This window comes from Haloarcula sp. Atlit-47R, assembly GCF_003665985.1.
Lineage (GTDB): Archaea > Halobacteriota > Halobacteria > Halobacteriales > Haloarculaceae > Haloarcula > Haloarcula taiwanensis.
Genome location: NZ_QPLQ01000029.1, coordinates 1 through 582, shown reverse-complemented (window position 1 = coordinate 582; position 582 = coordinate 1). Strand labels below are relative to the sequence as shown.

1 pseudogene is annotated in these 582 nt (G+C 67.7%); it reads right to left on the bottom strand.

What is annotated here, in order from left to right:
• Positions 1 to 507, bottom strand: a pseudogene (locus tag DVK00_RS20690) (GNAT family N-acetyltransferase); the annotation flags it as partial.
• Positions 508 to 582: the final 75 nt, after the last annotated feature.

Here is a 582-nt window from a genome sequence, read left to right as displayed (position 1 = left end):
GCGGAGGCTGCTGCTGAACTGGGCCTGTATCTCGTCGAGCGAGCGCCCGCCGAGGTCGAGCCGGTAGGTAAACGAGGGTTTGACCGCGAAGCCGGTCCACTCGAACGGGCGGGGGTCGAGGTACGCCGGCGAACAGAGCAGGCGGACGAACGTCCGGTTCGAGCGGATGCCGAGCTCCTCGACCACGAGGTCGGCGAACTCGCGGTTCACCGACTCGTAGGCGCTCTGTTTCGGGCTGTTCGGCATCATCACCGGGCCGATGTACGGAATCGCCATCGACGGCGGCGGCGAGACGACGACCCGTCCGAGGGGGTTTCGGCGGACGAACGTCGGGAACAGCGCGACCGGCTCTTGGCCCTTGAAGACGCCGAACAGGTGCATTTCGCCGTCGAAGTGCTCGTCGATGGCGGCGAGCACCGCGGGGGTGTGGAAGACTTCGGTGCCCGACGCGGGGAGCGCGGCTCCCCACTCGTCGAGGCTCAGGGGTTCGATACGGAGTTGTGACATAGGTCGTGGTCGTGTGGGTGGGTGGTCGTCGGTCGGTGCGTGGGTTGACGCGTCGGTCGGTGCGTCGGTCGGCTC